The sequence below is a fragment of the Bradyrhizobium sp. 33ap4 genome (assembly GCF_032654765.1).
In the GTDB taxonomy this organism is placed as follows: domain Bacteria; phylum Pseudomonadota; class Alphaproteobacteria; order Rhizobiales; family Xanthobacteraceae; genus Bradyrhizobium; species Bradyrhizobium australafricanum.
Genome location: NZ_JAUMTJ010000048.1, coordinates 1 through 18,872 on the forward strand (window position 1 = coordinate 1; position 18,872 = coordinate 18,872).

20 protein-coding genes and 2 pseudogenes are annotated in these 18,872 nt (G+C 65.6%); 4 read left to right on the forward strand and 18 right to left on the reverse strand.

The features are described 5' to 3' along the window. Window positions 1-76 precede the first annotated feature (76 nt). A pseudogene (locus tag Q2M23_RS30540) lies at window positions 77-343 on the reverse strand (hypothetical protein); the annotation flags it as partial. 230 nt (window positions 344-573) lie between these two features. Then, a complete protein-coding gene (locus tag Q2M23_RS30545; RefSeq protein WP_316398035.1) occupies window positions 574-894 on the reverse strand; it encodes a His-rich protein BRANT in 321 nt (106 codons plus the stop codon). 284 nt (window positions 895-1,178) lie between these two features. Between Q2M23_RS30545 and Q2M23_RS30550 the strand changes: the two genes are divergently transcribed. Continuing rightward, window positions 1,179-1,727 carry a tetratricopeptide repeat protein gene (locus Q2M23_RS30550; protein WP_316398036.1) on the forward strand — a complete coding sequence of 183 codons (549 nt, stop codon included), beginning with the start codon at window positions 1,179-1,181 and terminating at the stop codon, window positions 1,725-1,727. Window positions 1,728-1,905: 178 nt separating this feature from the next. Here Q2M23_RS30550 and Q2M23_RS30555 read toward each other — a convergent pair whose 3' ends face one another. The 14 genes and pseudogenes from Q2M23_RS30555 to Q2M23_RS30620 all read right to left on the reverse strand — a co-directional run bounded on the left by Q2M23_RS30555 (window position 1,906) and on the right by Q2M23_RS30620 (window position 16,086). Continuing rightward, window positions 1,906-2,184: a hypothetical protein gene (locus tag Q2M23_RS30555; protein ID WP_057019637.1), complete on the reverse strand. Its 279-nt coding sequence runs from the start codon at window positions 2,182-2,184 to the stop codon at window positions 1,906-1,908. A gap of 146 nt (window positions 2,185-2,330) precedes the next feature. Further along, a pseudogene (locus Q2M23_RS30560) lies at window positions 2,331-3,024 on the reverse strand (cation transporter). A 198-nt stretch (window positions 3,025-3,222) separates the two neighbouring features. Next, on the reverse strand, window positions 3,223-3,525 hold the full coding sequence (locus Q2M23_RS30565) for a copper-binding protein (RefSeq protein WP_057019685.1): 303 nt from the start codon (window positions 3,523-3,525) through the stop codon (window positions 3,223-3,225). Between the two features lie 25 nt (window positions 3,526-3,550). Further along, window positions 3,551-4,024: a cupredoxin domain-containing protein gene (locus tag Q2M23_RS30570; RefSeq protein WP_253639544.1), complete on the reverse strand. Its 474-nt coding sequence runs from the start codon at window positions 4,022-4,024 to the stop codon at window positions 3,551-3,553. A 41-nt stretch (window positions 4,025-4,065) separates the two neighbouring features. Further along, on the reverse strand, window positions 4,066-5,421 hold the full coding sequence (locus Q2M23_RS30575) for a copper oxidase (RefSeq protein ID WP_316398037.1): 1,356 nt from the start codon (window positions 5,419-5,421) through the stop codon (window positions 4,066-4,068). A 12-nt stretch (window positions 5,422-5,433) separates the two neighbouring features. Further along, complete coding sequence (locus Q2M23_RS30580) at window positions 5,434-6,861, reverse strand: TolC family protein (RefSeq protein ID WP_316398038.1); 1,428 nt, start codon at window positions 6,859-6,861, stop codon at window positions 5,434-5,436. A 9-nt stretch (window positions 6,862-6,870) separates the two neighbouring features. Then, window positions 6,871-7,182 carry a hypothetical protein gene (locus Q2M23_RS30585; RefSeq protein WP_316398039.1) on the reverse strand — a complete coding sequence of 104 codons (312 nt, stop codon included), beginning with the start codon at window positions 7,180-7,182 and terminating at the stop codon, window positions 6,871-6,873. Window positions 7,183-7,259: 77 nt separating this feature from the next. Beyond that, window positions 7,260-7,712, reverse strand: a complete 453-nt coding sequence (locus Q2M23_RS30590; RefSeq protein ID WP_316398040.1) for a hypothetical protein — start codon at window positions 7,710-7,712, stop codon at window positions 7,260-7,262. A gap of 123 nt (window positions 7,713-7,835) precedes the next feature. After that, window positions 7,836-11,003: a CusA/CzcA family heavy metal efflux RND transporter gene (locus Q2M23_RS30595; protein ID WP_316398041.1), complete on the reverse strand. Its 3,168-nt coding sequence runs from the start codon at window positions 11,001-11,003 to the stop codon at window positions 7,836-7,838. After that, window positions 11,000-12,442 (reverse strand): efflux RND transporter periplasmic adaptor subunit, encoded by a 1,443-nt coding sequence (locus tag Q2M23_RS30600; protein WP_316398042.1) that lies wholly within the window; start codon window positions 12,440-12,442, stop codon window positions 11,000-11,002. Before Q2M23_RS30600 ends, Q2M23_RS30595 begins: the two co-directional genes overlap by 4 nt. Window positions 12,443-12,453: 11 nt before the next feature. Beyond that, window positions 12,454-12,855 carry a FixH family protein gene (locus Q2M23_RS30605; protein ID WP_316398043.1) on the reverse strand — a complete coding sequence of 134 codons (402 nt, stop codon included), beginning with the start codon at window positions 12,853-12,855 and terminating at the stop codon, window positions 12,454-12,456. Window positions 12,856-12,954: 99 nt separating this feature from the next. Continuing rightward, window positions 12,955-13,356 (reverse strand): hypothetical protein, encoded by a 402-nt coding sequence (locus Q2M23_RS30610; RefSeq protein ID WP_316398044.1) that lies wholly within the window; start codon window positions 13,354-13,356, stop codon window positions 12,955-12,957. 87 nt (window positions 13,357-13,443) lie between these two features. Then, window positions 13,444-15,621 carry a xanthine dehydrogenase family protein molybdopterin-binding subunit gene (locus Q2M23_RS30615; RefSeq protein ID WP_316398045.1) on the reverse strand — a complete coding sequence of 726 codons (2,178 nt, stop codon included), beginning with the start codon at window positions 15,619-15,621 and terminating at the stop codon, window positions 13,444-13,446. 3 nt (window positions 15,622-15,624) lie between these two features. Next, window positions 15,625-16,086: a (2Fe-2S)-binding protein gene (locus Q2M23_RS30620; RefSeq protein WP_057019645.1), complete on the reverse strand. Its 462-nt coding sequence runs from the start codon at window positions 16,084-16,086 to the stop codon at window positions 15,625-15,627. A gap of 181 nt (window positions 16,087-16,267) precedes the next feature. On the opposite strand from Q2M23_RS30620, the gene Q2M23_RS30625 reads away from it, so the two are divergent. The 3 genes from Q2M23_RS30625 to Q2M23_RS30635 all read left to right on the forward strand — a co-directional run bounded on the left by Q2M23_RS30625 (window position 16,268) and on the right by Q2M23_RS30635 (window position 18,023). Continuing rightward, entirely contained in the window at window positions 16,268-17,149 is an 882-nt protein-coding gene (locus Q2M23_RS30625; RefSeq protein WP_316398046.1) for a LysR substrate-binding domain-containing protein, read from the forward strand. A 134-nt stretch (window positions 17,150-17,283) separates the two neighbouring features. Next, entirely contained in the window at window positions 17,284-17,502 is a 219-nt protein-coding gene (locus Q2M23_RS30630; RefSeq protein ID WP_168856725.1) for a hypothetical protein, read from the forward strand. 14 nt (window positions 17,503-17,516) lie between these two features. Next, complete coding sequence (locus Q2M23_RS30635) at window positions 17,517-18,023, forward strand: hypothetical protein (protein ID WP_076831596.1); 507 nt, start codon at window positions 17,517-17,519, stop codon at window positions 18,021-18,023. Between the two features lie 78 nt (window positions 18,024-18,101). Here the strand turns inward: Q2M23_RS30635 and Q2M23_RS30640 are convergent, their stop codons facing one another. Beyond that, window positions 18,102-18,539: a DUF5658 family protein gene (locus Q2M23_RS30640; protein WP_057019648.1), complete on the reverse strand. Its 438-nt coding sequence runs from the start codon at window positions 18,537-18,539 to the stop codon at window positions 18,102-18,104. A gap of 150 nt (window positions 18,540-18,689) precedes the next feature. Continuing rightward, window positions 18,690-18,854: a hypothetical protein gene (locus Q2M23_RS30645; protein WP_168856726.1), complete on the reverse strand. Its 165-nt coding sequence runs from the start codon at window positions 18,852-18,854 to the stop codon at window positions 18,690-18,692. Window positions 18,855-18,872: the final 18 nt, after the last annotated feature.

Here is an 18,872-nt window from a genome sequence, read left to right on the forward strand (position 1 = left end):
ACCGCCCGGAATTACCGGGCCGTCGTCACTCTCGCTGCCATCGTCCTATGGCTGCGATAAGTGTCCACACCACCTAGCGCAGGCACACGACGTAGCGCAGCCGGCCGCCGACCGTGCGCTGCGCCGGATCGGCGATAGCAGCCTCGCGGACCCCGACCGGATTGTTCAGATAGGTCCGCATGAAGGCTACGATCTGGTCGCGGTAACGGTCCGGGAATGGCTGGTTGGCGACGCCCCGGTCATCGGTGAAGGTGGTCGGCCCGCCGCCGTCGTCGCTGGTGAGGCAGCCGGCGAGCGGAAGCGAGAGCAGCAGGATGGCTGCCAGTTGTGATGAAATCCGCAAACGACGCTGTTCCCTGAGTCCCCGGAGGCGTCTCATAAACCGCCGGGCGGCCGAAGGGAATTCGCAACTCGGTTATTCCTCGCCCGGGTTCACAACCGGAGCCAGACGCACTCCGGCCCGTCGCCATTGGGGAAGCAATGGACGGACGGGCCGGTTCTGCATCCAAAAGGCGCAGCGGGGCAATGTGGATCGAAACTACGCCCCTCGGATCAGATTCAACCGCGCTTGGGTCAGCCGCGCTTGGCCGGCGCAACGTGCTTGGTCGCGACCTTCGCGTGGACGTGCTTGGTCGCATGCTTCGGCGACTTCACCTTCAGCATGCTCATGTGCTTGTGGTGGCGGTGATGGCGATAGTGCTTGTGGTGCATCTTGGCGTTGGCGTTGCGCACCTTCGACGGCAGCTGCTCGCTCTTGATCACGGGAGCGGCCTTGGTCGCCGGGGCAGTCGTGGTCGCCGGCGCGGGCGTTGCGGCCTTGCCGGTTTCGGCGGCGAGCGCGGGCGCTGCGATCACGGACATGGCGAGCAGCGCGGCGGAAATCGTCTTCAACATGGTGGTCCTCCTCGTCGGGATCGAGAGGTCTCCGGCCGGATGGTCGGCCTCACCGATCAATGCACGTGACCTTATGAGCCGCGCACTGAACCCGTTCTGAAGGACCCTGACGGACTTCATTCATGTGCATGACATCTCTGTCATGTTCTCCTCTACCGCCGAAAAAGCAGGATCACGCAATCGTGGGATCGGCCGGGAATGTTCTGCACCCCTGGGTGTTCAAGTCATCAGGCTTGGGTGTAGGATTACCGAGTACGATCAGGAACGATCAGGAGCAACCAGGAATGAGCAGGAAGACGAAGTTTTTGGGCCTCGCAGTGCTCTCGATGACGCTCGCCTCCGGGCCGGTCATCTCGGCCTACGCCGCGGGCAGCGACAATCCCTCGCCGCCGGCTTCCGACAGCGGCAGCAGCAAGGGCAAGAAGGCGAAGAAGGACAAGAGCTCCGCGATCGACGATCAGAAGTTCCTGGCCGGCTATCGCTCCGCCTACACCACGATCTACGACAAGCACGACTATACCGCCGCGATCGAGCAGCTGAAGGCGCTCGGCCAGGATGATCGCGCCGACGTCGCCAACCTGATCGGCTACTCCTATCGCAAGCTCGGCGACTACAAGGTCTCGCAGATCTGGTACGAGCGCGCGCTGAAGGCCGACCCGGCCCATGTGCGCACCTGGCAGTATTACGGCCTCTGGCAGGTCGAACAGGGCAACCGCGATCAGGCGCAATATCACCTGAACCGCATCGCCCAACTCGCCGGCACCAACAGCGACGAATATCGCTCGCTCGCCGCAGCGCTGGAGAAGCCCCCGGGCACCGGCCTGGTTTACTGAGCGAGGCAAATTCCACCAATCGAGCCGGCGCCGTCACGACGACGGCGCCGGCTTTTTGCTGTGCCGTAGGATGGGTAGAGCGCAGCGAAACCCATCCTGCTTCCGCGCGCATCAGAGGTGATAGGTATCGCTTCGCTCCACCCATCCCACGGATCAGCATAATCGTTACGGATGGAGATTACGGATAATGCTCGAGGCGACGATCGGGCTTTTGCGGGCGGCTCGCCCCCACCGTGTTGCCCGCGGCGCCGGCATCCGGCTTGGCCGGACGCGCGGCCTTCTCCACCGGCGGCCCGCTGTTGCCGGTCTTCTTGGCGCTGTTCAGCGCCTCGCCGGTGGTGGTCACGTTGGCGGCCTGCCCGGCCCCCGCCGAGCCGGCCGAAGGGCCGGAGCTTTGCGCCAACACGGTTCCCGATAGCACCAATGCCGCCATCAGTATTGCCGCGTTGATTGTCATGGAGGGGGCCTTCTGCGCTCGAATGATGCACAGCAACGCGCCGCTGCCACGGACGTTCCCACGGAGCCATGATTTAAGGTAAATGCGCGGCAAATTTCCGCCTTGGCGCGGCCTGTCGCAGGAAGCGCCGGGCGTTTGCGGCTTCCTCAGCCATGCGCTGCTGACGGGCTGCGTAGCGCCGCCTCGCGATATTCGGCCCATGCCTGCCGCAGGATTTGCACCGACGAGGTGAGGAATATCGTCGCCATCACGGTGGCGACGGCAAGGTCAGGCCAGGCCGAGACCGATCCCCACACGCCGAGAGCCGCCGCCATCACGATGAGGTTTCCGATCGCGTCGTTGCGCGAGCAGAGCCAGACCGAGCGGACATTGGCATCGCCGTCCTTGTACGGCAGCAGAAGCAGAACCGAGCCTAGATTGGCCGCGAGTGCCAACGCGCCGATGGCGCCCATCACCTCGGCCTTCGGCACGCCGAGCACGAACGTCTGGTAGACGGTCGAGCCGAACACCCACAGCGCCATCAAGCTCAGCGACGCGCCCCTTCAACAGCGCGGCGGAGGCGCGCACGCGCAGGCCGGCGCCGATCACCGCAAGGCTCAGTCCATAGGTGACCGTATCGGCAAGGAAGTCGAGCGCATCGGCCTTGAGCGCCTGCGATCCGGCAAGCTGACCCGCGATCATCTCGGTCAGGAACATCGCGCCATTGATGCCGATGACCGTCCAGAGCACGCGCCTGTAGCGCGGATCGAGGCCGTCAAAGACCGGAACGCCGCCCGAGCAGCCGCACGAATCGGCCGCGCGGTCGCGCTCCCCTGCCCGCACGCCGGCCTTGACCGGCAGCGTCAGCGGCGGTAGTGCGCAGCATTCTGCCCGCAGCAATCGTTCATTGCTCGTCCTTGCAGACGACAGGATAAGGCCGGCCACGCAACGCGTTCAAGCCGATCCATCCGGAACAGCTCCGGCGATCATGCGTCGCGGGTTCAAGGGCTGCCGGCTGCGTTCAGCCGACAGCCCAACCTGCTGATGCGGGCCGTCGCCTCACTTCGCCTTCTGGATCGCGGTAACGGTGTAGCCGCCGTCGCCCTCCTGGGCCTCGAACCGGACCTTGTCGCCGACCTTGACCTGCTTCAGCAGCGCCGGATCCTTGACCCGGTAAACCATCGTCATCGGCTCGTCCATGCCAAGGCTCTTGGCCGGACCGTGCTTGAGCGTGATCTTGCCCGCGCCCTCGTCGATCTTCTTGACCTCGCCATTGATCGCGGCGGCCTGCGCGAGCGCCGCGCCCAGGGTCAGAGCCAGCGCGAACGCGCCGGCGCCGGCAAGTTGGATCATCCTGTTCATCTTGTGCTTTCTTTCGTTGCTGGTTTCATTTCACGATGACGCGGCCGGTCATCCCGTAGTCGCGGTGATCCGGGATCAGGCAGGAATATTCAAACGTTCCGGCCTTGGTGAATTTCCAGACGATCTCCGCGCTCTTCTTCGGTGCGAGGCGAACGCCGTTCGGATCGTCATGCTCCATGTGCGGATGCTTCTTCATCACTTCGGCATGCTTCAGATTCTCTTCGGTGGTCGCGAGCAGGAATTCGTGATCCTCGGTGCCGGCATTGCGGATCACGAAGCGGATCTGCTCGCCGCGCTTGACCTCGATGCGGAACGGCGTGAACTCCATCTCCTTCATCTCGACCTCGACCGTGCGCGAGGGCTTGCTCGGATCGCCGGGCTCGCCGGCCGAATAGGATTCGTGGCCGTGCTTCTCGTGACCACGCGACGGCACTGCGGTGACCGACAGCGCAATCAGCGCGATGCCGATGCTGGTGAGTTGCTTCACTGGATTCTCCATTCTGTGTTTGATGCTTGTCGTTGGTGAGTGAGCTGGATCCGCTACATCTTCATTCCCTTCATCGATGGCTTGGCTTTTCGCCCCGGCGCCGCCGGCGGCTGGCGCGCGGGCTCGGCGGCGGGCGCCTCGACCTCATAGGCAACCGTGCCCGGCGGATATTTGTACGGTCCGGGGTCGGCGTAATCGTCGCGGCCGAGCCCCTCGCGGATCTTCATCACCGTGAACATGCCGCCCATCTCGATCGGCCCGAATTGTCCGGTGCCGGTCATCATCGGCAGCGTGTTGTCGGGCGCGGGCATCTCCATGTTGCCCATCGCCATGCCGGTCGATCCCATCACCATGGCGTCGGGCGCGAGCTTGCCGACCGCCTTGGCCAGATCCTGGCGCGACACGCCGATGAAGTTTCTGACGTCGTGGCCCATCGCGTTCATGGTGTGGTGCGACTTGTGGCAGTGGAACGCCCAGTCGCCCGGATTGTCGGCGAGCATGTCGAACGCCCTGACCGCGCCGACCGGCACGTCGGTCGTGGTCTCCGGATACTGCGCGCTCTCCGGCACCCAGCCGCCGTCGGTGCAGGTCACCGCGAAATTATGCCCATGCACATGGATCGGATGGTTGGTCATGGTCAGGTTGCCGATCCGCACGCGGATCCTGTCGCCGAGACGGATCGGCATCGGATCGATGCCGGGATAGACGCGGCTGTTCCAGGTCCACATGTTGAAGTCGGTCATCTCATTGACCTTCGGCAGATAGGTGCCGGGGTCGATCAGGTAGCTGCTCATGATGAAGACGAAGTCGCGGTCGACTGGCCGGAATGCCGGATCGCGCGGGTGCACGATGAACATGCCCATCATGCCCATCGCCATCTGCACCATCTCGTCGGAATGCGGGTGGTACATGAAGGTCCCGCTGTGCTTCATCTCGAACTCGTAGACGAAGGTCTTGCCCGGCTTGATGTGCGGCTGGTTGAGTCCGCCGACGCCATCCATGCCTGACGGCACGATCATGCCGTGCCAGTGCACCGTGGTGTGCTCCGGCAGTTTGTTGGTGACGAAGATGCGGACCTTGTCGCCCTCGACCGCCTCGATGGTCGGTCCCGGAGCCTGGCCGTTATAGCCCCAGAGATTGGCCTTCATGCCGTCGGCGAATTCGCGCACCACGGGCTCGGCGACGAGATGGAATTCCTTCCAGTCGCCGTTCATCCGCCACGGCAGCGACCAGCCGTTGAGCGTGACCACCGGCCGGTAGTCCGGCCCGCTGGCGGGATGCAGCGGCGGCTGCATCACCACCTTGTCCATGGTCGGTGCTTCGGGAACGGCGGCGGCCTGGACGCGGCCGCTGACCGCGCTCGCCGTGACCAGCGCCGCGCCGCCCAGAAATCCTCGTCGAGAAAACATGTGCTGCTCCATTCAATGACCGCCGCCGGCCGCGGGCTGCGCGGCCGAGGCGATGGAAGACGGTGTCGATGCTGCGCCGGCCGAGCCGCCGCCGTTGATCGCGGTCTGCAGCTCGGATTGCGCCAGAAGGAAGTCGCGCCTGGCGTCGATCGCCGCGCGCAGCGAGGCGAGCCGCTCCCGCGCTTCGGTCAGCAGCGCGAACACGTCGACCTGCATGCTGGAGAAGCGCAGCTGCATCTCCTCGGTGATGATCTGCCGCAGCGGCAGCACCTCGCGCTGGTAATGGCGCGCGATGTCGTAGGTCGAGCGGTAGACGCGGTAGGCGTCGCGCGCCTCGGAGCGGACGTTGATCGCATTCTCGGTCAGGCGGTTCATCGCCTGGCGGTAGATCTCCGCCGCCTGGCGCACGCGCACCTCGCCGCCGTCGAAGATCGGAATCTGGAACTGGACGTCGAAGCCGCGCTCCCTGAACGGCGGGGCTTCGGGATCGTGCGTCCGCCTGTCTATGCCGGCGACGTCGAGCAGCGTGACGAAACGCGTCGCCTCGGCGAGATCGAGCGCCTTGGCGAGCGCGACGATTTCCATCCGTGCGATCTGCAGGTCGACGCGATGGCCGACCGCGGCGATCTCGATCGACGGCTGTTCCAATGGCCGCTTCGGCAGCAATGGCAACTTGCCGGGGATTCGGAAGCCGAGATCGCGGTCCCACAATCCGAGCAGGCGCGCCAGCCGCTCGCGCGAACTCGCCGCGTTCTGCCGCGCGCTGGCGAGGTCGGCGGTGATCTCGGCGTAGAACACCTGCTCGCGGGCCTGGTCGAGCTTGTTCATGCCGCCGGTCTCGCCGAGCTTTTTCGCGAGCTGCGCGGTCGACTCCGCGGTCGCCTTCGCATCCGTCAGCAGCGCGACCGTCTCGTTCGCGGCCACCGCCGCGACATGGCTGCGCCGCACCTCGGCGGCAAGCCGCAAGGTGGCGAGCGCGGCCTTGAGCTGCGCCTGGCGGAAGCGCTCGCGCGCGATCTCGGAGCGGGCCGGCAGGGTCGCGAGCGCCAGGATGTCGCCGACGACTTGCCGCTCGACCTCGCTGGCACCGTTTCCGGTGATGCGGGAGACCGAGAAGGTCGGGTTCGGCGGCAGGCTGTCGGCGACGTAATCGGTCTCCGCCAGCGCCAGTTCGTTATAGGCGGCCTGCAGCCCCTTGTTGTTCAAGAGCGCAACCTGCACGGCGGCATCCGCCGTCAAATTGCGCGCGAGCAGCCGCTTCAGTGCGGCGTCGACGGTCGCGGCCTCGTCTCCGCTGCGAACGAAGGCGACGTCCTTGCCGATCGCCTGCTCGGTCACCTCGGAGACGACGCCCATACCGCTGTCGGGCGAGAACGACGCGCATCCCGCGAGCGCGGATGACGCAAGCAGCAGGATCGGCACGATGGCCAGATGTCGCATGGCGCCCTCCTACTGTTCCGGCTTGGCCGGCGGCGTCACGCCGTCATTGCGCTCGCGCCAGGGCTGCGGCGTCGACGGACGCAGGCTGCTGTAGGGCGCGATCGTCGAGCGGTAGCCGACGGCGGCCGTCCCCGCCGCCGGATTTGCCGGATCGCCTCCGACGACGACCGGCCGGCCGTCGGCCATGCAGCCGGCGAGCGGTGCAGATGCGAGGATGGCGGCGGCCATCCGCGGCAGCAATGTGGGTGGCGCGCGCCAGCCGAGCCTGTTGCCAAGCCTGGTGGCCACGGCGGCGAGCCTCGCCCCGAGATGCGAATACATGGATCTGTCCCGATCATCCGATGAATAACAGGCGTGCGCACGCAAGCGTGCGGCACCGCCACGATGTCAGCGAACGATCAGGCGATGGGGGGACGATAGAGGCGCGGAGGCGCCTCGCTCCGCAGGCTCTGATAAGCCTCGGAAAGACGCGTGGCGATCGGGTGCAAGGGAGCAGCGACGAATGGAAGATCGGCCGGCAGCGCCGACACGCACATCAGCGCGCAGCACGGCCCCGGCGAACTCTTGCCGTCGTGGCTATGCTTCACAGGCGGCGCAGCATCATCGGCTGCGTGTTGCATGTGCATGCCGCCAAGATCGTGGGCGGCATGATCGTGCGTGACGGCTTCGGCATGCGCGATCGACGCCGCGTGAACATGCGCCGCGGCGGCGGGCTGCACCTCATCGGTCAGGCACGGAAACGGCGCCCCGAATGCAAGCGCGAAGGACGGCGCGAGCACGCAAAACAGATAGGCCAGGATGATGGAACATCCCGCCCGCAACCGCCCTGATCTCGTCAATCGCACCAGCACCCGCTTCGCATCTCCGACCGCCGCAAGCTAACCGCAAATCAGCTGCAAACCGCCATCAGCTATATACCCCCTTGGGGTATCATTCAATCCGATTTGAAACTACCAACAGGCGTCATGTTTCCATCACATCCTTGCCTGCTGGCGCGCGGCACAGGAAGCAACTTCGGGTGCCGACACTCTCGCTTCGATCTTGATGCCCTTCACGACGGCGAAGATCGCGGGAATCACGATCAGCGTCAGCAGCGTCGACGAGATCATACCGCCGATCATGGGCACCGCGATGCGCTGCATGATCTCCGAGCCGGTGCCGGTGCTCCACATGATCGGCAACAGCCCGGCCATGATCGCGACCACCGTCATCATCTTCGGCCGGACGCGCTCGACCGCGCCCGCGATGATCGCGCGATTGAGATCGTCACGATCGATCGTGCGTCCCTCGGCCGCGCGGCGCGCCGCGACCTCGCCCAGCGCCTGGTTGAGATACATTAGCATCACGACGCCGGTCTCGGCGGCAACGCCGGCGAGCGCGATGAAGCCGACCGCGACCGCAACCGACAGGTTGAAGCCGAGCGCCCACATCAGCCAGAAGCCGCCGACCAGCGCGAACGGCAATGACAGCATCACGATCATCGTCTCCGCCACCGAGCGGAAATTGAGGTAGAGCAGCAGGAAGATGATCGACAGCGTCACCGGCACCACGATCCTGAGCCGCGCCGCGGCGCGTTCGAGATATTCGTACTGCCCGCTCCAGACCACGTAGGTTCCGGGCGGAAACTGCACGCCGGCCTGCACCGCGCGCTGCGCGTCCGCGACATAACCGCCGAGATCGCGATCGCGGATGTCGACATATATGTAGGTCGCGAGTTGCCCGTTCTCGGTCCGGATCGTGGTCGGCCCGCGCGCCGGCGCGATGTCGGCGACCTCGCCGAGCGGCACCGCGCCGCCCGCCGGCATCGGCACCAGGACGTCGCTGGCGATCGCGCCCGGATTGTCGCGCAAATCGCGCGGATAGCGCATGTTGACGGTGAAGCGCTGGCGTCCCTCGACCGTTGTGGTCACGCTCTGGCCGCCGAGCGCGGTCGCGATGGTGTCCTGCACGTCCTGCACCGCGATGCCGTAGCGCGACAAGGCCTCACGCTTCGGCGTGATCTCGAGATAGTAGCCGCCGAGGCTGCGCTCGGCATAGGCCGACGAGGTGCGGGGCACGCCCCTCACCACCTGCTCGACCTGGCGGGCGAGCTTGTCGATCACGGCAAGATCGGGACCGATCACCTTGACGCCGACCGGCGTCCTGATCCCGGTCGAGAGCATGTCGATGCGCGCCTTGATCGGCATGGTCCAGGCGTTGGAGACACCGGGGAATTGCAGCGCCTTGTCCATCTCGGCGATCAGGCGGTCGAGCGTGAGGCCGGCGCGCCATTGCAGTTTCGGCTTCAGATTGATGATGGTCTCGAACATCTCCGACGGCGCCGGATCGGTTGCGGTCGCGGCGCGGCCGGCCTTGCCGTAGACCGAAGCGACCTCCGGAAAGCTGCGGATGATGCGGTCCTGCATCTGCAACAGCTCGGCCGCCTTGGTCACCGAAATCCCCGGCAGCGTGGTCGGCATATAGAGCAGCGTGCCCTCATTGAGGTCGGGCATGAACTCGGTGCCGAGCTGCCGGGCCGGCCAGATCGAGACGGCGACGGCGCCGAGCGCCAGCAGGATCACCAGCGTTTTCGCCCGCAACACGGCGTGGATGACCGGACGGTAGATCCAGATCAGGAAACGGTTGATCGGATTTCTGTGCTCGGGGGCGATCCTGCCGCGGACGAAGATCACCATCAGCGCCGGCACCAGCGTCACCGACAACAGCGCCGCCGCCGCCATCGCAAACGTCTTGGTGAACGCAAGCGGCGAGAACAGCCGCCCCTCCTGCGATTCCAGCGTGAAGATCGGCATGAAGGACACGGTGATGATGAGCAGGCTGAAGAACAGCGCCGGCCCCACCTCCGCCGCGGCCTCGATCAGGATCGCGACCCGCGACCTGCCGGGCTCGGCTCGCTCCAGGTGCTTGTGCGCGTTCTCGATCATCACGATCGCCGCATCGATCATGGCGCCGATCGCGATCGCGATGCCGCCGAGGCTCATGATGTTGGAGCCGATGCCGAGCAGCTTCATTGCGCCGAACGCCATCAAGACGCCGACCGGCAGCATCAGGATCGCGACCAGCGCGCTGCGGACATGCAGCAGGAACAGGATGCAGACCAGCGCGACCACCGCGCTCTCCTCCAGCAATGTGCGCTTCAGCGTGTCGATCGCCGCATAGATCAGATTGGAGCGGTCGTAGACCGGCACGATCTCGACCGACTTCGGCAAGCTGGTCGCGATCTCCCTGAAACGCTTCTTGACGTTCTCGATCACGTCGAGCGCGTTGACCCCGAAGCGTTGCAGCACGATACCGCTCGCGACCTCGCCCTCGCCGTTCAGTTCAGTGATGCCGCGCCGCTCGTCGGGGCCGAGCTCGACGCGGGCGACGTCGCGCAGCAGCACCGGCGTGCCGCTATCGGTCTTCAGCACGATGTTGCCGAGATCGTTAATGTCCTTCAGATAGCCCTTGCCGCGGATGACATATTCGAACTCGGAGAGCTCGACGGTGCGGCCGCCGACATCGGCGTTGCTGGCACGAATCGCGTCGCGCATCCGCTGCATGGTGATGCCGCGATCGCGCATCCGCTGCGGATCGAGGATCACATTGTACTGCTTGACGAAGCCGCCGACGCTGGCGACCTCGGCCACGCCTTCGGCCCTGGCAAGCGCGAATTTCAGGTTCCAGTCCTGGATCGTGCGGGTGTCGGCAAGGTTCAGCTCTTTCGACATCACGGCATACTGGTAGACCCAGCCGACCCCGGTCGCATCGGGCCCGATGGTCGGTGAGACGCCGGCCGGCAGCCGCGACGCCGCGCCGTTGAGGAATTCGAGCACGCGCGAGCGCGCCCAGTAGATATCCGTGCCGTCCTCGAAGATGACATAGACGAAGGAGACGCCGAAGAACGAGAAGCCGCGCACGACCTTCGACTTCGGCACCGTCAGCATCGCCGTGGTCAGGGGATAGGTGACCTGGTCCTCGATCACCTGCGGCGCCTGGCCGGGATATTCGGTGTAGACGATGACCTGGGTGTCGGAGAGATCGGGGATCGCATCGAGCGGCAGATGCAGCAGCGCGTAAAGGCCCGCGGCTGCCGCAAAGCCGGTGCCGAACAGCACCAGCAGCAGGTTGCGCGCCGACCAGGCGATGACACGGGCAATCATCGCCGGTCTCCCGTCTTGTCGCCCTCGCCCGCCTGGGCAGCACCGGCCTCGGCGAAGCCCTTGATCGCCGCCTTCAGGTTGCTTTCGGCATCGATCAGAAACGTCGCTGATGTCACGACCGCATCGCCTTCGGCGATGCCGTCGCGGATTTCGACATAGCCCTCGCCGCGCCGCCCGAGCTTGACCTCGCGCGGCTCGAACCGCCCGTTGCCGCGGTCGATCAGCACGCTCTGGCGGCTGCCAGTGTCGAGGATGGAATTATCAGCTACCGCAAGTACCGGCGCCGGGCTGCCGGTGTCGATCTCGGCGTCGACATACATGTCCGGCAGCAGTGCGAGGTCGGCATTCTGCAATTCGATCCGCACCCGCGCGGTGCGCGTCTCCTTGTTGACCTGCGGATAGATCACGCTGATCCGGCCGACGAAACTGCGGCCGGGATAGCTGCGCGCCCGCACGGACACGTTCTGCCCGACCACGATATTGCCGAGATCGCGCTCGGCAACGTCGACCAATGCCCACACGACAGAGACGTCGGCAATCCGAAACAGCACGTCGCCTTGCTGCGCGCGCATGCCCTCGATGGCGGCACGCTGCAGCACGATGCCGTCGCGCGGCGACAGCCACTGGATCGCGATCGGAACGGTCCGGCTCTTCTCCATCTCGGCGATGACGGGTTCGGGAACGTCGAGATTGGTCAGCCGCTGCTTGGAGCCGCGCCCGTAGGGCTCGATGTTCGCAGTCGCCTTCGACGTGATGGTCGCGACATATTCGGCCGCAGCGGACGATATTGCCGGGCTGTAGATTTCCATCAACGGCTGGCCCTTCGTCACACGGCTGCCGGTCGTGACGTCGGCGACTTTCTGCACATAGCTCTCGGCGCGCATTGCGATCACCGACACCCGCCGTTCGTCGAGCTGGATCGTGCCGGGTGCACGGACCAGCGTGCGGATGCGGCGCATCTGCGCGGGCTCGGACTTGACGCCGCTGCGCTGGATCCTGCCGGGCGACAGCGTGATCGAACCGTCGTCGCTGTCATCGCCGTCATAGACGGCGATGTAATCCATTCCCATGGAATCCTTCTTCGGCACCGGCGAGGTGTCGGGAAGTCCCATGGGATTGCGATAATATTTGATCTTGCGCTCGCCTTTCGCGGCAGGCGCGCTCACGTCTGCCGATTGCCCGGGCCCGCCGGCACCGCCCTCGTCATCGGCAAACACCGGCAGATAGTCGCGCCCGTCAGGCGTCTTCTTCGGTGTCGCCGAATAGAGCGACTTGCCGTCGGGATCGCGATAGTAGATCGGCGCAGCAGTCTCCGCCGCCCGCGCGACGGCGACGATCGCAGCTGTCACCGGCCGCGGCGGCAGGTTGCGGCCGATCCATGCGGCGCCTGCCGCTGCCGCGATCGCAGCGGCAGCGCCGGCCCATGTTAAGGCGCCCATTGCTCGGCGGCTCATTGCTCGGCCGTGACGACGAGCTTGTTCTCGACCGCGCCGGTCTCGCCCTGCACCTTGGCGCCGAGCGACAATTGCCAGCGCCCGGCCATGCCGAAGGTCGCCTTGAACCGGTAGGTGCCGGGCTCGGTGCCCGGCATCGGCGTCACCTTGGTGGCCATCTCCTGCATGCCGTCGGGTGCCATGTCGAGCCGGGTCGAGAAGATGACCGCGTCGGGCACGGCTTTCCCGCTCATCTTGTCGACCAGCCGCACCGTGACGATGCGATCGGCACCCGCCTTGACCGTCGGCTGCACCAGCTGGAATTCGTAGTTCTTGATCTCGGCGTGGGCAGACATGCCCGTCATGGCAACGCCGATCAGCGCTGCGGCAGCGGCCCGCGCCAGGTGGAAAGACTTCATGGTGATGATCCTCGTTACGTCTGATGAGCCGCGTGAGCGGCATGCAAAGGCACGCGCGCCATTGGCGCACGCGTCAGCGATCAGGCGCTGGCGCGCCCGTCAGACAGTGGTTCGAGGCGGATGGTCGGGAGGTTTGGTGCCAAGGCCGTCGAGCAGACGGTCGTCATGGGCGGCGATCCGGCTGCGCAACGGATCGCGCTCGATCAGCGACATGGCGCCGGCGGGCACCGGCAGCGAAACGCTCAACATGCAGAGCGCGAGGAACGGACAGTCGTCGCAGCCCTTGCTCTTGCCCTGGTCCGGACAGCACGGCATGTCGTCGGCCAGCGCCTGCTCGGACATCGCCTGTCCAGACATGGCGTGATCGTCCAGCATCGCCTGCATCGCAGCGGCCGAGGCATCCGGCATCATCCGGGCAAATGCCGGCGCCACGGGCGCGAGCAACAGCCCGGCCGCGACGAGCAGCAGAATCCAGAGATTGGCGAGCCGCCTCAGATGCATGCCCGCTTCTCGCACGGATCAGTGCACGGCGCAAATCCGTCCGGCTTCACGATCGCGCCAGCACCCGGGGGGAGCTCTCACTCGCCCCTAGATCTGCTTCAAGGTCGCCGGATCGACCGGCATCCTGCGCAGCCGCTTGCCGGTCGCCGCGAAGATCGCGTTGCTGATCGCCGGCACGATGCCCGAGGTTCCGGTCTCGCCCATGCCGCCGGGCGGCTCAGTGCTCGGCACGATATGGACCTCGATCGCCGGGGCCTGATCGATGCGCAGCATCTGGTAGCTGTCGAAATTGCTCTGCTCGACGCGGCCGTCCTTGAGCGTGATCTCGCCGTAGAGCGCGGCGGTGACGCCGAAATTGATGCCGCTCTGCAGCTGCGCCTGCACCGTGTCGGGATTGACCACGGTGCCGCAATCCATCGCACAGACGACGCGGTGGACACGGACCGAGCCGTCCTTGGCGACCTCGACCTCGGCGACCTGCGCGAGGTAGCTGCCGAACACGAATTGCAGCGACACGCCGCGTCCGCGCCCGGCCGGCAGCTTGCCGCCCCAGCCGGCCTTGGCCGCCGCGAGCTCGAGCGCCGCCTTGGCGCGCGGCGACTTGCCGAGCAGCGCGCGGCGGTAGTCGACCGGATCCTGCTTCGCCGCCGCAGCCAGTTCGTCGATCACGCTTTCGGTGACGAACACATTGTGCGAGGGCCCGACGCTGCGCCAGAACGCGGTCGGAATGCCCGGCGGTTCGACCCGGACATATTCGACGTGGAAGTTCGGAATGTCGTAGACGAGATCGATCGCGCCCTCGGTCGTGTCGGGGTCGAGCCCGTTGCGGAACGCCGGCGGCGCCCATCGCGCCAGCACCGACGAGCCGGCGAAGCGGTTGTTCCAGGCGACCGGCTTGCCGGATGCATCGAGGCCGACCGCAATCCGGTCGCACCAGTAGGGCCGGTACATGTCGTGCTGGATGTCCTCCTCGCGGGTCCACACCACCTTGACCGGCGTATCGACCTGCTTGGCGATCTGCACGGCGCGAATGACACCGTCGACCTCGAGCCTGCGGCCGAAGCCGCCGCCGAGCAGATGATTGTGCACCACCACCTTCTCCGGTGGCATGTTCAGCACCTTCGCGGCCACCGCCTGCGCACGGGAGAGCGCCTGACTGCCGACCCAGATCTCGCAACCGTCGGAACGCACATGCACGGTGCAGTTCATCGGCTCCATCGTGGCATGGGCGAGGAACGGCAGTTGATAGGTCGCCTCGACTTTCGTCGCCGCGCCCGCCATCGCCTTGTCGGCGTCGCCGATATTTTGCGCGACCGTGCCCGGCTTGGTGGTGGCTGCTTCGAGCTCGCGCGCGATGTCCGATGTGGCGAGCTTGGCGTGAGGGCCCTCGTCCCACTCGATCGTGAGCGCCGCCAGACCCTTCTTCGCCGCCCCCATGTGGTCGGCCACCACCGCGACGGCGTCGTCGAGCGTCACGATCTGGCGCACGCCCTTGACGGCTTTTGCCGCCGCATCATCGACGCGCTTCACCCGCCCGCCGAACACCGGCGACTGCGCCAGCGTCGCGACCTTCACCCCGGGCGGCCGTGCGTCGATGCCGTAGACCGCCGTGCCGTTGACCTTGGAGGGTGTATCGAGCCGCTTGGCCGGCGTGCCGATCAGCTTGAACTCGGCCGGGCTCTTCAGCGTGACATTCTCCGGCACCGGCATCTGCGCCGCGTCAGTCGCGAGTTCACCGTAACCCAGCTTGCGTCCGGAGGCCGCGTGATGCACCTCGCCGTTCTCGGCGCGGCATGTCCCCGGCTCGACGTTCCAGCGTTTCGCCGCGGCCGCGACCAGCATCGCCTTCGCGGTGGCGCCGGCTTTCCGCATCGGCTGCCAGGCGCCGCGCATTGCGTTCGAATTGCCGGTGGCCTGCACGCCGAGCAGCGGGTTGGCGTAGAGCTTGTCGCTCGGCGGCGCGTGTTCGAGCCGGACCTGCGTCAGGCCGATCTCGAGCTCCTCGGCGATCAACATCGGGATCGAGGTGTAGGTGCCCTGCCCCATCTCGACATAGGGCATGGTCAACACGACCTTGCCGTCGCCGCCAATCCGGACGAAGGCGTTCGGCGCGAAGCCGTCGGAGGCCGCCGCCTCGCTCTCGCGGCCCGCGAACGGCAGGCTCACGCTGAGCAGCAGACCGCCGCCCGCGATCGCGCCGGCGCGGAGGAAATTGCGCCGCGACAGGTCGGCAGCGCGCTCAGACAGATTGTCGATCAGCGTCATGGCTCAACCTCCCGACTGCGCGGCTTGCTTGATGGCTTCGCGAATGCGCACATAGGTGCCGCAGCGGCAGATATTGCCCGACATCGCTTCATCGATATCGGCATCGGTCGGCTTCGGCTTGCCCGCGAGCAGCGCGGAGGCCGACATGATCTGCCCCGACTGGCAGTAACCGCATTGCGGCACCTCATGCGCGAGCCAGGCGTCCTGGATCTTCTTGCCCGCCGGCGTCATGCCGACCGCCTCGATGGTCGTGATCCTGGAGTCGCCGATGCTGTCGATGGTCGTGATGCAGGAGCGCACCGCCGTGTCGTCGAGATGCACCGTGCAGGCGCCGCACAGCGCCATGCCGCAGCCGAACTTGGTGCCGGTCATGCCGAGCACGTCGCGCAGCACCCAGAGCAGCGGCGTGTCGCCATCGGCATCGACCGAATGACTGGTCCCATTGATCGTGATCTGGAAGGGCATCGTGACACTCCTGTCTGGTTCAGGCTTCGGCGGGATTGCGTCCCTCCGGGCGAAATCGGCAGCATTTCGAAGCAATCGGACGCATCATCGCGCCGATTGCTTACTTATGGTAATAAATATAGTTCCGGCACCCCATAAGTAGCGCCTTGATGCGCAATGAAATAACCATTGGTTTATAATCATGGATCGACTGACCAGCATGTCCGTGTTCGCCCGCGTCGCCGATCTCGGCTCCTTCACCGCGGCGGCCAAGGAGCTGCGGATGTCGCCGACCATGATCGGCAAGCATATCCGATTTCTCGAGGACCGGCTCGGCTCGCAATTGATCAACCGGTCGACCCGGCGGCAGGGCCTCACCGAGCTCGGCCGCAGCTATCTCGATCACTGCAAGCAATTGCTTGAACAGGCCGAGGCCGGCGATGCGCTGGTCGAGGAAGCCCTGAGCACGCCGCGCGGCAAGCTCCGCATCGCGACCTCGGTCGCCTTCGGGTCGTACAGCCTGGCGCCCGCGCTGGTGCGCTTCATGAAGAAATATCCGGAAGTCTCGGTCGACCTCATCCTCAGCGACAGGATGGTCGATCTGCTCGAGGAAGGGCTGGATGCGGCGATCCGGGTCGGCACGCTGACCGACTCCACCATGATGTCGCGCTCGCTGTCGCCCTATACAGGCGTGGTGTGCGCCGCGCCGAGCTATCTCGCCGAACGCGGCACGCCAACCCATCCGGCCGATCTCGCCCGCCATGAATGCCTGCGCTACCCCGGCTGGTCGGACGGGCAGCGATGGACATTCTCGGGGCCGGAGGGCGAAGTGCATGTCGATGTCGCGAGCCGCCTCTTCATCAACAGCGCGTTCGGCATCCGCTATGCGGCGCTGGCGGGCGCCGGCATCGTGCTGATGCGCGACGAGCTGCTGGCCGACGATATCGCCGCGGGACGGCTGCAGGTCCTGCTGCCGAACTACACGACGCAGAGCCGCGCGCGCCAGATCCTGTGGCCGAAGCATCGCAAGATGACGCCGAAGCTGCGCGCGCTGATCGACTTCATCGTGGAGACGTATGGCTGAGACAGATCGCCGCGGCCAAACCGCTCAACGCGACTGGCCAAGGTTGTGACATCGCGACGGAGCGCGTAGGATGAGAATGTGCAATGAGGCCGTCGCGCCGATGCCGGGCGGCTTCCGTTCAAGTGAGGCGCGACATGCTGCCTGCCGAGGTTTGGACGCGCCTTCCCATCTCGAGAATTGAATATCTGAGCGACGCCGTTCGCGGCGCGGGCCTTGACTCGACCCAGATGTCCAGCGGTCATCTCTCGGGCAGTCTCGTCTTTTCGAACTCGGACGGCATCGAGTACAGCGGGCTGATCGACGGAGACAGCGCCGCGCCCACCGGATCGACCGGTGGACGTAGCCGAATTTAGCAGGAGATACACTGATGCTTGACTTGAAGCGTACTACGATGCTTGCAGCGTCCATCCTCACCGCCTCGATCATTGCGGCAATACCGCTTGAATCTGCGTCCGCAGCGCTGCTCGGCGCGATGCCGATCGGTAATCACGTCGCGCAATCATCCGACGTCGTTGCAGTCCGCGCGGCCGGCCGCCGTGGCGGCGCAGCGGTCGGTCCCCGCGGCGGCGCCGTCGTTCACCGTGGTGGCGCAGCCGTTGGGCCGCGCGGTGGCGCCTATCGCGGCCGCACCGCCGTCGTCGGGCCCCGCGGCAACGTCGCGGTTCGCGGCCGGACGGTGGTGGGAGGCGGCGGATGGGCGCGTCCGGGCCGGTATTACTGGCCAAGGGGCGGCGCAATCGCAGCCGGCGCTGCCATCGGGGTCGTGACGGCGGCAACGGCCGCGGCATGGGCCGGTGCCGCGCCGGCGCCCGGCATGTGCTGGTACTATACCGATCCGTCCCGCACGCAAGGATTCTGGGACTACTGCCAGTAATCGCCGTAGCGAGCGAACCGATATGAAGCCAGCGATGTCTCGCGCCTGCCCTGGCGGAGGCACCACTGGTGTTCCTCGCTACTTCGTGCTTGCGATGATCAGAAGATTATTGAGTACGGGCGTGGAGCAAAACGCCGCCACGATCGCGATATTGTAGGGGTTGTTGCTGCGCCAAAGCAGCCACATCATGAAATAGGTCAGACCGAGCTTCGGAATAAGCCACCAGGGGCCGAGCCATGTCTGAGCGACATGCATGAACGGGTTCAACTCGCCGAGGCCGAGATTCAGGATCGTGTTGGTGGTGTAGAGATCGGCGATGCCAAGAAGCAGGACGGACAGCACGAGGAGCGTCTTGGCGAGGTAACGTGGCCCCAGAATAATCTCGTAAGCAAATGCGGCGCCCCCCGGGACGTTTCGCTTGAACCACGACTGCGCGGCATCATTGGTCGCGAAAATCTTCAGATGCTCCGGCTCGCCAACGGGCTTGCTTGTGTCGGTATAGACCCAGACTTTCATTCGATTGCTCAAATATCTCTTTTCAAATCACAAAAAAGCATCATCTGCCGAGATGGTCATCTCGGGAGACCAAGGTAGCTCTGCCGTCGCCGTGAGGATAATTCCGGAGAGTGGCGTTGCGTTGGCCTCGAGGTGCCGCTTCAGGGCGGTTCAATCGTTGCGGCGCTTCAGGTCCAAGCGTCCGATGCGTTCATCAATCAGTCGATTTAGTTTCTCGTCCCGCCGTGAATTCTTCCTAAACAGCCCGCCATGCAGCCGATAGGCAAGAAGGAGCAGGACAATGGCAGTGCCCCCGAGATAGTAGGACCAGTCCATTCTTGAACCGCGCCTGGT